General features: G+C 63.6%; 11 protein-coding genes and 1 riboswitch. Of the genes, 2 read left to right on the plus strand and 9 right to left on the minus strand.

Annotation, left to right across the window (positions count from 1 at the left end):
* Position 1: 1 nt before the first annotated feature.
* Positions 2-1,090 (minus strand): ABC transporter substrate-binding protein, encoded by a 1,089-nt coding sequence (locus LOKVESSMR4R_RS14980; RefSeq protein WP_087210052.1) that lies wholly within the window; start codon positions 1,088-1,090, stop codon positions 2-4.
* A gap of 279 nt (positions 1,091-1,369) precedes the next feature.
* Here LOKVESSMR4R_RS14980 and LOKVESSMR4R_RS14985 point away from each other — a divergent pair, with 279 nt between their 5' ends.
* Both LOKVESSMR4R_RS14985 and LOKVESSMR4R_RS14990 read left to right on the plus strand, forming a co-directional pair.
* The gene (locus tag LOKVESSMR4R_RS14985; RefSeq protein ID WP_162290737.1) at positions 1,370-2,440 is read left to right on the plus strand and encodes an isopenicillin N synthase family dioxygenase; all 1,071 of its coding nucleotides are present in this window, start codon (positions 1,370-1,372) and stop codon (positions 2,438-2,440) included.
* Complete coding sequence (locus tag LOKVESSMR4R_RS14990; RefSeq protein WP_087210058.1) at positions 2,437-2,898, plus strand: hypothetical protein; 462 nt, start codon at positions 2,437-2,439, stop codon at positions 2,896-2,898. Before LOKVESSMR4R_RS14985 ends, LOKVESSMR4R_RS14990 begins: the two co-directional genes overlap by 4 nt.
* 42 nt (positions 2,899-2,940) lie before the next feature.
* On the opposite strand, the gene atzF is transcribed toward LOKVESSMR4R_RS14990, so the two are convergent.
* The 8 genes from atzF to LOKVESSMR4R_RS15030 all read right to left on the minus strand — a co-directional run bounded on the left by atzF (position 2,941) and on the right by LOKVESSMR4R_RS15030 (position 13,446).
* Positions 2,941-4,716 (minus strand): allophanate hydrolase, encoded by a 1,776-nt coding sequence (atzF, locus tag LOKVESSMR4R_RS14995; RefSeq protein WP_087210060.1) that lies wholly within the window; start codon positions 4,714-4,716, stop codon positions 2,941-2,943.
* A complete protein-coding gene (locus LOKVESSMR4R_RS15000; RefSeq protein WP_087210063.1) occupies positions 4,716-8,222 on the minus strand; it encodes a 5-oxoprolinase/urea amidolyase family protein in 3,507 nt (1,168 codons plus the stop codon). Before LOKVESSMR4R_RS15000 ends, atzF begins: the two co-directional genes overlap by 1 nt.
* 3 nt (positions 8,223-8,225) lie before the next feature.
* A complete protein-coding gene (locus LOKVESSMR4R_RS15005) occupies positions 8,226-8,822 on the minus strand; it encodes an urea amidolyase associated protein UAAP2 (RefSeq protein WP_087210067.1) in 597 nt (198 codons plus the stop codon).
* Positions 8,822-9,628: an urea amidolyase associated protein UAAP1 gene (locus tag LOKVESSMR4R_RS15010; RefSeq protein ID WP_087210072.1), complete on the minus strand. Its 807-nt coding sequence runs from the start codon at positions 9,626-9,628 to the stop codon at positions 8,822-8,824. The genes LOKVESSMR4R_RS15005 and LOKVESSMR4R_RS15010 overlap by 1 nt, the downstream gene beginning before the upstream one ends.
* A complete protein-coding gene (locus tag LOKVESSMR4R_RS15015; protein ID WP_087210075.1) occupies positions 9,629-10,453 on the minus strand; it encodes an ABC transporter ATP-binding protein in 825 nt (274 codons plus the stop codon).
* Positions 10,450-11,268 (minus strand): ABC transporter permease, encoded by an 819-nt coding sequence (locus LOKVESSMR4R_RS15020; protein ID WP_087210078.1) that lies wholly within the window; start codon positions 11,266-11,268, stop codon positions 10,450-10,452. Before LOKVESSMR4R_RS15020 ends, LOKVESSMR4R_RS15015 begins: the two co-directional genes overlap by 4 nt.
* A 14-nt stretch (positions 11,269-11,282) precedes the next feature.
* Complete coding sequence (locus tag LOKVESSMR4R_RS15025) at positions 11,283-12,356, minus strand: putative urea ABC transporter substrate-binding protein (protein WP_157898235.1); 1,074 nt, start codon at positions 12,354-12,356, stop codon at positions 11,283-11,285.
* Between the two features lie 65 nt (positions 12,357-12,421).
* A riboswitch (guanidine-I (ykkC/yxkD leader) is annotated at positions 12,422-12,530 on the minus strand.
* Positions 12,531-12,705: 175 nt separating this feature from the next.
* Positions 12,706-13,446: a hypothetical protein gene (locus LOKVESSMR4R_RS15030; RefSeq protein WP_157898236.1), complete on the minus strand. Its 741-nt coding sequence runs from the start codon at positions 13,444-13,446 to the stop codon at positions 12,706-12,708.
* Between the last annotated feature and the right edge of the window lie 2 nt (positions 13,447-13,448).

Genomic DNA, 13,448 nt, shown 5'->3' on the forward strand with positions numbered 1-13,448 from the left:
TTTATGCACCGGCAAGCATGCGGTCCCAGGATTCCTTGATAAAGGTTTCCTTGTCCAGATAGGCCTCATAGGCCGGACGGATCACCGGGCTGCCGGACACCGAGGCGAATTCTTCCGGCGTCAGGTCCGTGACGGATGCATCCACCAGCGGGGCCGTGCCGATCATCCGCGACATCAGCGCCTGCGTGGATGGCTGCGAGGTGAAATTGATGAATTCCGCCGCTTCCGCGCCCTTGTCGGACAGCGACGACAGGCACCATGATCCATAATCCTGCGGATTGCCCTCTTTGGGGAAAATCGACTGGATCGGGAAACCATCGGCGGCCATCAGCTGGGCCACATCGTGATAATACTGCCCACCGATCACATCGCCGTTTTTCATTGATTGTTCCATCTGGCTTTCGGCAGTCCACCACAGGGCGACATTGGGCTTCAGCTCGGCGGCTTTTTCGATCAGCGCGACGATGCCATCCTCGGTCGCAAAGGTGGCCTCGCCTTCAAAGAAGGTCGCGGCGATGATGTCGAGCAGCTGGGAATTGTAATTCTTGGACAGGCCGAGGCTGGCTTCATAGACAGAGGAATCCCAGAAATCGGCCCAGCTTGCAGGCGCGCTGACCTCATTGGGGTTGATGACCATGGCGCTGAACCATGACAGCGCGCCGACGCCGATCGGGCCGGTGCCATCCTCGAAGATGAAATAGCCGTCCAGATTGGACGCATCGGGGATCGCCGCCATATCCAGCGGCGAAATCAACCCGCCCAGACGGCTGGCCTTGATCATCGTGTCGCGCGCGTAAAGCGACAGATCGGTCGGCACCGTGCCTGCGGCGGTCGCCTGCTGCATGGTGACCAGCCAATCGGTGGAATTGGGCTGGGTGACGCTTTCGATCTCGATGCCAGTGGCGGCGGTGAAGGCAGGGAAAACATGTTCCTTGAAGCTGTTTTCAAAATAGCCGCCATAGGACGCGACCTTGAGGCTGCGGGTCTGCGCGATCAACGGCGTGCCGATCACGCTGCCGGCCAGCGCAAGGCCGCCCGCACTGGCACCGGATTTCAGCAGACTGCGGCGGTTCATAAGATGACGAGACATTGGTTTTCCCCTGGTAATATGACGGATGTAATGACGCGGGGCGCAACTGGCCGCCCGTGAACCCCAGCAGGCCAAGCGCGCGGCGATCCTGTCAATGCTGCAAGGCAGCGCGGTGATGCTGCACCTGCATTCGCTCAAAATGCAGGCAGTCTTGACCAAAGGTTAACAAAAAACAGGCAAGCCGCCCAAGGCTGGGCCATGGCGCCAAGGCAGACTTGCCCGGCGCAAGCGGGATGCAGAACGCTATTGAAAACGCCATTTTCAAAAGGAATCGTTTCAATGTCCGATACCGACCAGCATGCCCTGACCATCGCCGAAGCCAACCTGCCCGTCATCGATCTGGGCGGGCTGACCTCGGGCGATCCTGCACAAAAAGCCGCCGTGGCGCGCGCGCTGGGGGATGCCGCGCGCACATCGGGGTTCTTTTACATTCGCAACCACGGCATTGATCAGGCGCTGATCGACGCGGCCTTTGCCGCATCCAAGCAGTTCCATAACCTGCCGCGCCGCGAAAAGATGAAATATTGGTCCGGCTTTACGACCCACCATCGCGGCTATGTCCCGCTGGAGGAAAACGGGTCCAGTTTTCCCAAGCAGATCAATTTCAACGAAGCCTGGGACATGTCCTTCGAGGCCCCTGCCGATCATCCCGATTATCTGGCGGGCTGGCGGATGACAGGACCGAATGTCTGGCCCGACCTGCCCGGCTGGAAAACGACGGTCGCCGCATATTACGACGCGGTTTTCGCACTGGGTCTGCGGATGCTCGATGCGCTGGCGCTAGAGCTGGGCGTGGACCCGCAGGTCTTGCTGAAGGATATCACCTGCCCGACCTCGCAGCTGCGTCTGCTGCGCTATGTCCCCAATGACATGCCCGCCAACAAGGATGTCGTCGGGATCGCGTCGCATTCGGATTTCGAATGTTTCACCATCCTGATGCAGGGCGGCCCCGGTTTGCAGGTGATGAACGCCGATGACGACTGGATCGAGGCCCCGCCCTTGCCCGGGTGTTTCGTCGTCAATATCGGCGATATCTTCGAGACATGGTCCGGCAGCCAGTTCAAATCGACCCAGCACCGCGTCAATAATATCGGGCGCGAACGCTATTCGATGCCCTTGTTCTTCGGGTTGGATTATCATGCTGTCGTCGAACCTCTGGCCCAGTTCCGCACGCCAGAGACGGTTGCGAAATATCCACCCATCAAAGCGGGCGAGCATCTGATGCGCATGACGGTCAACGCCTTTCGCTACATGGCCGATGCGCGTGCCAAGGGTGAATTCAGCACAGATTACGAAGTCCCCGAGGAAAACCCCTTTAAACGCGAGGCGCGGGTGCTGGTCGCGGAATGACCCCACATTCCGATTTCGCGGCGCTGGATGTGCCCGAGACCCTGCCGCTTGGCCCCTATCTGCTGACGATGCTGACAGGGGCCGATCTGGACGAAGATTTTGCGGCCGTGATGGCATCGGCCGCCGTTTTGCGCGGCTTGTTCGCGCCCGGCTGGCCGGATGATCTGACCCGCGCCTATGACCTGACCGATCTGCATTGGCACCACCGCGAATTCACCACGCGGCGGTCCTTTGCCTGGATCATCCGCGATGGCGCGGGCACCTATCTGGGCTGCGCCTATCTGTTTCCCGACATCGCGACCACAGGGCGGGGCGAGGCCGTGTTCTGGTTCACCGACACGCCTGACCGCCTGTCCCATATCGCGGCCTTCGGCCCGCTTTACCGCGACTGGTGGGCCGCGCGATTGCCGCAGGGCTATGATCTGCGGCTGTCGCATAATGCGCATCTGGGGCGCTGAAACTTTTAGGCCTCCGGCGGGGATATTTAGGCTCGGAAGATGTTAGAGGCTGGCGATATAAGCGCGCCAGCCGCCAAAATGGGTGATGTCCTTGGCTGTGGTCAGAGCATGCGCTTCGCACAGGAATCCCGACACGGCACTGCCATCCGCCAGCGTCAGTTTCCCGATCCCCAAAGGTGCCGGGATCGCCGCGACGAAACGCCCAAAGGCGGCATCCGGCAGCGCCCAGATTTCCACCTTGATCGCGGCGCCATCCGCCGCGCGCACCAGCCCCGGTTTCGGTGGCACAGTGCCGTCGAGCGCGTAAAGCCGATAGGCGGGGTCTGTCGTCGTCTCGCGCAGCAAGCGCCCGCCCGCATCGGTCAGCTGGTGATTGAGCGGCATCCCCGTCAGATGCGCACCGACCACAGCGATAGGGATCATGCCCTTGGGGATGGCGCTGGTGTCCAGTGCGGGGATTGCTGCCGCCGTGTCGCGCCCCATGCCGCAGGCGGCGGATTCGTGCAGGGCGGCGGCGAAAGCTGCCAAGCCATCGTCGCTGAAGCCGGGGCCGATCAGCGTGACACCGCCGGGCAAACCATCGGGCGTGATGCCCGCAGGCACTGCGATGGCGGCATAGCCCAGCAGGTTTGCGAAATTGGTGTAGCGCCCGAAATGGCTGTTTTTCGTCACCGGATCGGCCAGCATATCGGCGACGCTGTAAATCGTGGGCGAGGTCGGCAGCAGCAGCAGATCGACCGCCTCCCAGACGGGGGCGACCTGGGCGCGCAATTCTTCCAGCCGGTAGCGGCCGTTGAAGGCATCGACCGCGCTATAGCGCCCTGCCCCGCCGATGATCGCGCCCACGGTGGGGTCGAAATCGGCGGCGTTGCTGGCGTAGAAGCTATCAACCGCCGCCAGCCGTTCGGCGACCCATGGGCCATCATAGAGCAAGGCTGCCGCTTCGCGGAATGGCGCATAGTCGAAGGGCACGATGGTCGCGCCCAGCGCCTTGGCCCTTGCGATGGCCGCGTCATAAAGCGCCTCATAGCCGCTGTTGCCGTAGAATTCACGCTCACCCCCCGCCAGCACGCCGATGCGCGGGTTAGGCCGGATGCCGACAGGTTGCGCTGCGCGGGTGAAACCGTCGCCCGTATCGACGCCCTCCATCACCGCGCGCACGGCGACCCCGTCGGCCACGCACCCGGCAAAGACCGTGACCACATCGACGCTGCGGCAGGCAGGAACGACGCCAGTGTTGGGCACCAGCCCCGGTGTCGGCTTGATGCCTACAAGGTTGTTGAACGCCGCAGGCACGCGGCCTGATCCGGCGGTGTCGGTGCCCAGCCCGAAACTCGCAACGCCAGAGGCCACCGCCACCGCGGACCCCGACGATGACCCGCCAGAGACGTAATCCGCGTTGAAGACCGAGCGTGGTGCGCCATGCGGCGAGCGGGTGCCGTTCAGCCCCGTGGCGAATTGGTCGAGGTTGGTCTTACCCACCAGCAAGGCCCCCGCCGCGCGCAGCCGCGCAATCACGGTGGCATCCACCGCAGGATGATAGGCATAGGCCGGACAGCCCGCCGTGGTCGGCAGGCCCGCCACGTCGATATTGTCCTTGGCGACGTAAGGGATGCCCCATAGCGGCAGATCGCGTGGCCCGGCCATCAGGTCACGCGCCGCCGCGCGCAGGGCGTCATCGGCCACTGGCAGAATGAAGATCGCCGGATCGGTGGCGGCATGACGCCGGGTGATGATCTCTTCGGCCAGATCAAGCGGGGTGGCACCTTTGGCATAGGCGTTGCGGATCGAGGCGATGGTCAGGATTTCGGGGAACATCAGTCAGTCTCCAATATTGCGATCACTTGGCCTGCGCGCAGGGTCTTGCCCGGTGCGACGACACATTCCCGCAGGATGCCCGCCGCAGGGGCCAGCACGCGGATTTCCATTTTCATCGATTCCACGATGGCCACCGTGTCACCTGCGGCCAGATGGTCGCCGATGGCGGCGGTATATTTCCACAGATTGCCGGGGATGCTGCTTTCCACCCCCAGATGCCCTGCCGCGATCTCGGACGCTACGGGTTCCGGCCCGCCATCTTCGCTGACGAAACTGTCCAGCCCAAGGGCTTTCCAGCGGGCGCGTTCCACCTCGAACGCATCTTGCTGGCGGGTCTTGAAGGCGGTGATGCTGCCCACCTCGGCCGCTTGCAGCGCCTTGTGATCGGCCCAGCGAAAGGTCGTGTCCTCGATCTTGACGTCATAGCCGCCATGGGGGAAGGCCGCGCGCGCCTCGGTCAATTCTTCATGCGAGACGGGGAAGAACCGGATCTGGTCAAAGAAGCGCAAAAGCCATGGCTGGTCGGCAAAGGCCCCCCAGCGCCGCCACGTGTTCCAGATCTGGATCGTGCGCCCGAAGAGCTGATAGCCCCCCGGCCCTTCCATCCCGTAGATGCACATATAGGCCCCGCCGATGCCAACGGCGTTTTCGGGCGTCCAAGTGCGGGCGGGGTTGTATTTGGTGGTCACCAGCCGGTGGCGCGGGTCAATCGGCGTGGCGACGGGCGCACCCAGATAGACATCGCCCAGACCCAGCACCAGATAGCTGGCATCATGGACGATGCGATGCACGGCATCCTGATCCGGCAGGCCATTGATCCGGCGGATGAACTCGATATTCGACGGGCACCATGGCGCGTCGGGGCGCACGAGGTCTTGGTAGCGGGTCATCGCCAGCACCGCATCGGGGTCGTTCCATGACAAGGGCAGATGCACGATGCGCGATGGCACGGTGACATCCTCGGCGGCGGGCAGGGCGCGTTCGATCTCGGCCAAGGCGTCCAGCAATTTGCCGCGCTTCAGCTTGGTGCTGTCATAATGGATTTGCAGCGACCTGATGCCCGGCGTCACGTCGATCAGCGGCAGGCCCGCGCCCTGCACCGCCTGCATCAGCAGATGCACCCGCAGCCGCAGTTCAATATCGAGCGTCATATCGCCATATTCGACCAGCAGATTGTCATCGCCTTGGCGGCGGTAAACCACGGGCACGGGTCCGTCAGGATCGCCGCCCAGAACGGGCGATCCGGCACCGATAACCGCAGGGCCAGCGACAGGGTCGGCATTACGCAAGGCGGGAATGAACCGGACCCGGTCACCGGGGCGCAGCTGGCCCATTTTCCACAGATCGTCACTGGCGATCACGGCGGGGCAGACGAAACCGCCAAGGCTCGGCCCATCGGGGCCAAGCACGATCGGCATATCGCCGGTGAAATCGATCGCGCCCACGGCATAGGCGTTGTCATGCAGGTTGGAGGGATGCAGCCCCGCCTCGCCCCCGTCATCACGCGCCCATTTCGGCGCGGGGCCGGTCAGGCGCACGCCGGTGCGGTCAGAATTGAAATGCACCTCATAGGCGGTGGCAAACAGGGTGGCGATGTCATCATCCTGAAAGAAATCAGGCGCACCGTGGGGGCCATAGATGACCGCGATTTCCCAATCCTGTGTCAGATCAGCAGGCTCGGCGGGCTGCGGCTCACCAACCGGCGCATGGGCCAGCCCCAGCACATCGCCGGTGCGCAGGGTGCCGGTGGCATGGCCGCCGAATTGCCCCAGCCCGAAACAGGCGCGCGAGCCCAGAACCTGCGGCGCAGCAAAGCCCCCCGCGACGGCCAGATAGGCACGCTGGCCTGCGCCGGTGATCGCGCCAATCGCCAGCACGCTGCCCGCAGGCACATCGACCACTGGTCCGACAGGCGCGCCATCCAGCGTCATCGCCATCTGCGCACCGGCCAAGGCCACGCGCGCGGCGCTGGCAAAGCGCAGGGTCGGCCCGTTGACGGTCAGTTCCAGCGCGGCCGTGTCGGGAGGATTGCCCAGCGCGCGGTTGGCATTGCGAAACGACCGCGCATCCATGGGGCCAGAGGGCGGCACGCCGACATGCCACAGGCCCAGACGTCCAGGCAATTCCTGAAGGCTTGATTGTGCGCCGGGGGCCAGCACCTCGATCACGGCTGGATCGAACGCAAAGCTGTTCAGCGCGGTTGTGGTCACCTGACCAGAGACCAGCAAATCCGACCCCGCAATCGCGCGCAGATAGCGCAGGTTGGTTTCCACCCCGCCAATGCGCGTGGCCTCCAGCGCCTGTTGCAGCGCGGTGATCGCGGCATCCCGGGTGTCGGCATGCACGATGATCTTGGCCAGCATCGGGTCATAGAACGGGGTGATATCGCTGCCCGTCTCGATCCAGCTGTCGATGCGGGCGTTGTCGGGGAATGTGACCTCGGTCAGCCGCCCTGCCGCGGGGCGGAAATTGGCATGGGGGATTTCGGCGTAAAGCCGCGCCTCGATCGCGGCACCCTGCGGCGTGGGGGCGGTGTCTGGCAGCACCAGATCACCCGCCGCCTGTCGGACCATCCATTCCACCAGATCGATGCCGCAGACAGCCTCGGTCACCGGATGTTCGACCTGCAGGCGGGTGTTGACCTCGAGGAAAAAGAAATCCTGCCGCAGAGGGTCATAGATGAATTCGACCGTTCCGGCAGAGGCATAGGCGACGGACGAACACAGATCGACCGCCGCCTTGTGCAGCGCGCTGCGCACAGCGTCGGACAACCCCGGCGCTGGCGTTTCCTCGATCACCTTTTGATTGCGGCGTTGCAGTGAACAATCGCGTTCACCCAAGGCCAGAACGCGGCCTTTGCCATCGCCAAAGACCTGCACCTCGACATGGCGGGCCTGTGCGACGAAGCGTTCCAGAAACACCCGCGCATCGCCGAAACTGGCGGTGGCCGTGCGCTGCACGGCGGCGAATGCATCGCGCAGGGCATCCTCATCCGCGCAAAGCTGCATCCCGATGCCGCCGCCCCCTGCGGTGCTTTTGAGCATGACAGGATAGCCGATATCAGCAGCAGCATGCACGGCGGCATCGACATCTGCCAACAGATCGGTGCCGGGCAACAGCGGCACGCCAGCTTTGCGCGCCAGATCGCGGGCAGTGTGTTTCGCGCCGAAATCGCGCAGATGCGCAGGGTCAGGGCCGATAAAGGTGATCCCTTCGGCCGCCAGCCGTTCGGCGAATCCGACGTTTTCGGACAGGAACCCATAGCCCGGATGCACCGCCTGTGCGCCGGTCTCCTTGCAGGCCGCAATCACGGCATCGACATCCAGATAGCTTTGCGCGGCAGGCGCAGGCCCAAGCCTGACCGCCTGATCCGCCATGCGCACATGACGCGCGAAACGGTCGGCGTCCGACCAGACCGCGACCGATGCGATCCCCATCCGCCGCAATGTCGCAATGACGCGCACGGCAATTTCGCCGCGATTGGCGACCAGAACTTTGTCAAACATGGCTCAACCCCGGATGATGACGCGGCAGGGAGTCGGGTCGAAACCGTTGCAGGGGTTGTTGATCTGCGGACAATTGGAAATCACGCAAAGCACATCCATTTCCGCCACCAGTTCCAGATGATCACCCGGCGATGAAATCCCGTCATCCACCGTCATCGCCCCATTGGGGCTGATCGGCACGTTCATGAAGAAATTGAGGTTCGGGACGATGTCGCGCTTGGTCATGCCATGGCGGGCCAGCTCGACGATGAAATTCTCGCGGCAGGCATGCTGAAACCGCGTGTCATGGCCAAAGCGCACCGTGTTGCTTTCGCACGAACAGCATCCGGCAGAGGTGTCATGCCGTCCCGCACTATCGGCGGTCACGCGCAGCATCACGCGGCCAAGATTGGACATGATCGCCGTGCCGGTGGTGACATAGGCGGCCCCTTGGGCGCGCAAAGTGTCTTGGCTGGAATAGCGTTCTGCATGGTCAATCGCGTTGTAGAACAGCGTGTCGATCGCCTGCTGGCCATAGGTATCCTCGATCCGCAGGGTCTGGCCTTTGCGGATGATGCCGGACCATGGCGCGCGGGCGGGGATGTCGTGGACCGTTTCCATCAGAACGCTCCTTGCAGGCGGGCGTTGTTTTCAAAACCGCGCCGCGCCTCGGCGGTCGCGGTGCGGCACAGATCGTCAGCGGCGATGGGCCGTGCGGGCAGGCAGATCACCGACAGATCGGGCGGCACCTCGCTGGCATCTGGGTCAAGCGGGTGGCGGCAGTTCGACAAGGCAAGACACAGGTCCATTTCCGCGCGCAGATCGACCCAATCGCCCGCCGCCAGCATCGCGGGTCGCCATGTGAACCGCCCTTCGGCATCCACACGGACGGGGGCAAACAAGTTCAGCACGGCAGGGATATCGCGCCGGTCCAGCCCCAGCTTGGCCGCGGCCAGCAGCATGTTGTCGCGCGTGTTGCGTCGCGCATCACCGGTGTAATCGGCCACGGTTTCGGGGGTGGACCCGCCTGTCAGCACGTCATGCGCGCCGCTGCTATCCTCGACCAAGGACAGCATCACGCGGCCCATGTCCGAGAAGATGACGCGGCCTTTGGTCAGGTCGGTCGTCCATTGCAGTTTCACGGTGTCGGGCAGGCAGAGCCGTTCCGTCGTATCGGGCAGCGCCCAGGCGGCGAGCGAGACAGTAGACGCGCCACCCGGAACAAGACGCAACAACTCGCCCGCTTTCAGATGCAGCGTGGTGTACCAGCCCCCCGGCACGGTTTCCGTCAGGCGGGCATTGGACGCCTCCGGCGCGGGGCGCGGGCTGGGTTGGGGCAAGGTCTTGGCCTCCATCCCCGCGCGCTGAAAATCGAGGTAGCGCTGGCGGTCAGCCGCGATCTGGTCGGGGGTGCGGTGGATATGCATCTAATGCCTTTCAATGCTGTCGGGTCGTCCCGCGATCAGTGCGTCCAGCGCGGGGTCGTCCCGCAGCGCCGGGTTGTCGTAAATCGTGCCACCCCCCGCCACACGCGGCGGCCAGATGGCGATGTCCTTGCCGATTTGCGCGCCGTAGCGGGCGATCTCCTCTGGCCTTGTGCGGCTGCGTTCGAGTGCGATGATCCGCGTGCCAAGGGTGAAAGCCTCGCGCAGGTCGTGGGTGACCATCACCACCGTCATCGGCAGCGCGTGCCACAGCCGCTGCATCAGCGCATGGATATCGGCGCGGATGCCAGGGTCGAGCGCGCCAAAGGGTTCATCCAGCAACAAAACGCGCGGCTGCATCATCAGCGCCTGCGCCAGCGCAAGCCGTTGCTGCATCCCGCCTGACAATTGGGCGGGGTATTTGCCTTCGGCCCCCGCCAACCCGACATCGGCGATCATCGCGCGGGCGCTTTCTTGCAGGGCACGTTTCGGCGCGCCGGTCAGTCGCCCCCAGATACGTGATCCCGCCATTTCAGGCCCCAGCATCACATTGCCCAGCACGCTCAGATGCGGGAAGACCGAATAGCGTTGATAGACGACACCCCTGTCCGGTCCCGGTTCAAGCGGCAAGGGCGCGCCGTCCAGCAAGATCGTCCCGCGCGTCGGCCGTTCCTGCCCCAGCAGCAGCCGCAGCAAGGTCGTCTTGCCACAGCCAGAGGCCCCGACAAGGGCGACAAAAGACCGAGGCGCGATGTCGATGCTGATATTTTCCAGCACGATCTGGTCGCCGTATTCCTTCCACAGGTTGGTGATGGTCAGGGCGGTCATTTGCCGCCTTCCAATTCCGACCACGGGAACAGCCAGCGGCGCAGACGGTCCAGCCCGACATCGGCCATTGCCGCCAGAAAGGTGATCCAGGCGACATAGGGAAAGATGATATCCATCGACAGATAGCGCCGCACCAGAAAGATGCGGTAGCCAAGGCCAGAATCCGATGAAATCGCCTCTGCCGCGATCAGGAACAGGAACGCCGCCCCCAGTTGCAAGCGCAGGCTGACGATCAAACGCGGCAAGACCTGCGGCAGCACCACGCGCCAGACCACCAGCCAGCTGTTGGCGGACAGGGTTTCGGCCTTGACGATCTGTTCGCGCGGCAAATCCAGCACGCGCTGCGCCATATCGCGGATCATCAAAGGCGCGACACCGATCACGATCAGCGCGATTTTCGAAATCTCGCCCAGCCCCAGCATGATGAACAGCACAGGCAGCAAGGCCAAGGGCGGCACCATGGCGACAAAGCTGACAAATGGCCCCAGCAGCGCGCGGATCGCCGGAAAGATGCCAATGGCCACGCCAAGCACCAACGCAAGCGCGGTCGATATCCCCAGCCCCGCGCCCAGCCGTTGCAGGCTCGCCGCCGTATCGGCCCAAAGCAGATACTCCCCCGTGCGCCGGTCAGGGGTAAAGGCCATCAGATCAATCGCTGTCGCCATGCTGGATAAGGCGGGCAGCAGTTTGTCCGCCGGATTATCGGCCAGCCGCGCCGCTGATCCTGCCAGATAGGCGATGATCAGCAGCGCGAAAGGCGCGAGCTTGAGCGCCAATAGCGCGGGTGGCGACAAATGTTGATTGATCAGACGCATCGCGGCGGACCGGTTTACAGCGCGCCGTCAGCGGCCATCTGCATGTAATCGGTCGTAAAGCGGAACTTGATGTTATCCGCGTCCCCCAGCACCACGCCATCCGGCAAGGCGATACCCACGGCATCATCGGATGTTGCGGTCGGCGTCAGCAGCCCCTTGTCGAACAGGAAGGCACGGACAAGGTTCATCGTATCCGCCAGATCAGGCGATGCGGTAAAGGCAACCGCCGCAGCCGGATCGGCAAACAATTGCGTGGCGGCCATCTGCGCCTCGAACCCGGCCTGATCGGTGCCCGATGCCGCGCCCATTGCGGCGCGGGCTTCGGCCCCTGCGGCTGTGTCGGCGGTCATCAGGGTGACGGTTTCATACCAGATACCCGCCAATGCCTTGCCGAAATCGGGGTTCGCCTCCAGCACTTGGGTATTAGCGACCATCAGGTCGATGATTTCACCGGGGATCATGGCGCTGTCAAAGACCTTGACCGCATCGGGCAGGGCCGCGATTTCGGCGACCATCGGGTTCCACGTCACCATCGCGGTCACATTTGCGGTCTGGAATGCACCGACCATATCGGGATCGGCGGTGTTGATCACGCTGACATCGCGTTCCGACAGGCCCACGGAATCAAGTGCCCGCGCCAGCAGGTAATGCGAGACCGAGAATTCCACCAGATTGACAGGCCGCCCCGCGATATCGGCAATGCTGTCGCCACCCTTGAGGAAGACAGCATCATTGCCCGCTGAAAAGTCCCCGACGATCACAGCGGTCGTATCGACGCCGCCCGCCGCAGGGATCGACAGGGCATCCATATTGGTGACAGTCACCGCATCATAGGCACCGGCGGTATATTGGTTGATCGATTCCACATAATCGTTGAACTGGGTCACATTGATCGTGATGCCGTATTTATCGGCCCAGCGGTCGACGATGCCGGTATCTGCGGCATAGCCCCAAGGCATCCAGCCGACATAGATCGACCAAGCGACGTTGAATTCGGTCTTTTCCTGTGCGGTGGCGGGCGCGCCCAAAAAGCTGGCACCGATAACCGCGAAGGCGGACAGCGTTCTGGTGGTGAATGATGACGTCATGACAATCCCTTTGCTATGAATGGATTGGTCGCGCGACACCCGCGCCAATCCCTTGGCTGTGCGAGGTCTCCCGGGCTTTTATCCCGCCGTGTGCCTGAAGGATCTGTCTGCCCCTCAGGTGCTGCTCTTGGTCCAAGCGCATGTTGCCATGCCGGAACCCTAGCCGCCTTACTCGGGCTCAGGATCACCGGGCGGATGGCGCAGGACAATCGGCCACGATGGCATGATCCGCAAACTCATGACCTTATGCCGCAAAAATGGGCGAAATCGGCGACATGTGGGTGTTTGACGGGCGGTTTCTGGTTTGAAACCATCTCTCCGGCCAGACGCCTGCCGCGCAAGGCGGGGTCTAAGGCCCGGTCCGGATGATGTCATAGCGCACCCGCACCCGGCATTCGGCCAGCCCGAACCCCGCGCGGATCGCCGCCTGCGGTGCATCGACAGCGCTGCGCAGCGACAACAGGCCCTTGATCCGATCCGGGGACACCAGTGTCATGCTTAGCTGCAGGGCGATTTCCGCGCAGGCCCCGTCGCTGCATTCCGCGCTTTGCACATTATCGGACAGCCATCGCCCCGACCCGACCTCGCGCCACAGATAGGGCGGCAGGCCCGGTATATCCGGCTGCGGCAGCAGGGCGGCAAGACGGTCAGGATGGAATGCGCCGTCCCAGGCAATGGACACAGCCGTGAATGCAACACGCGACGCGGCCAGCATGCCGCCCAATGCGGCGGGACAGCCTGCTGTGGTCTCGGCCAAGGTCTGCCAGCGCCAGGTGCCATCGCGCGGCGTCAGCGTCGGGGGCGACGGAACCGGATCAACCGGGCAATCACCACTGCCGCCGAAACTGGCCTGGATATCGGCGCGCGGCGCATCGACCCAGGAAAGCGCCCCAAGATCGGGTTCATAGACCAGCGTCGCCCCCGCCAGATCCTCTGGCAGGCCGATGATCAGCGCGATTTCGTCTTGCGACAGCGGGCTGAGGGCGCAATCGCAGCCCCCCATCCGGCAGATCGCCACGGTTGTTTCGGCGCGCGGCAAAACGGGCATCGCCAGCAACAGCGCCGCCGCCAGCAGGGCGAGCCGGGGCATCC

This window comes from Yoonia vestfoldensis (assembly GCF_002158905.1).
Taxonomy (GTDB): domain Bacteria; phylum Pseudomonadota; class Alphaproteobacteria; order Rhodobacterales; family Rhodobacteraceae; genus Yoonia; species Yoonia vestfoldensis_B.

Excerpts from the sequence above, each read along its gene's own strand:
- LOKVESSMR4R_RS14980 (WP_087210052.1), bottom strand. The coding sequence starts at position 1,090 with ATGTCTCGTCATCTTATGAACCGCCGCAGTCTGCTGAAATCCGGTGCC.
- LOKVESSMR4R_RS14985 (WP_162290737.1), top strand. The coding sequence starts at position 1,370 with ATGTCCGATACCGACCAGCATGCCCTGACCATCGCCGAAGCCAACCTG.
- LOKVESSMR4R_RS14990 (WP_087210058.1), top strand. The coding sequence starts at position 2,437 with ATGACCCCACATTCCGATTTCGCGGCGCTGGATGTGCCCGAGACCCTG.
- atzF (WP_087210060.1), bottom strand. The coding sequence starts at position 4,716 with ATGTTCCCCGAAATCCTGACCATCGCCTCGATCCGCAACGCCTATGCC.
- LOKVESSMR4R_RS15000 (WP_087210063.1), bottom strand. The coding sequence starts at position 8,222 with ATGTTTGACAAAGTTCTGGTCGCCAATCGCGGCGAAATTGCCGTGCGC.
- LOKVESSMR4R_RS15005 (WP_087210067.1), bottom strand. The coding sequence starts at position 8,822 with ATGGAAACGGTCCACGACATCCCCGCCCGCGCGCCATGGTCCGGCATC.
- LOKVESSMR4R_RS15010 (WP_087210072.1), bottom strand. The coding sequence starts at position 9,628 with ATGCATATCCACCGCACCCCCGACCAGATCGCGGCTGACCGCCAGCGC.
- LOKVESSMR4R_RS15015 (WP_087210075.1), bottom strand. The coding sequence starts at position 10,453 with ATGACCGCCCTGACCATCACCAACCTGTGGAAGGAATACGGCGACCAG.
- LOKVESSMR4R_RS15020 (WP_087210078.1), bottom strand. The coding sequence starts at position 11,268 with ATGCGTCTGATCAATCAACATTTGTCGCCACCCGCGCTATTGGCGCTC.
- LOKVESSMR4R_RS15025 (WP_157898235.1), bottom strand. The coding sequence starts at position 12,356 with ATGACGTCATCATTCACCACCAGAACGCTGTCCGCCTTCGCGGTTATC.
- LOKVESSMR4R_RS15030 (WP_157898236.1), bottom strand. The coding sequence starts at position 13,446 with ATGCCCCGGCTCGCCCTGCTGGCGGCGGCGCTGTTGCTGGCGATGCCC.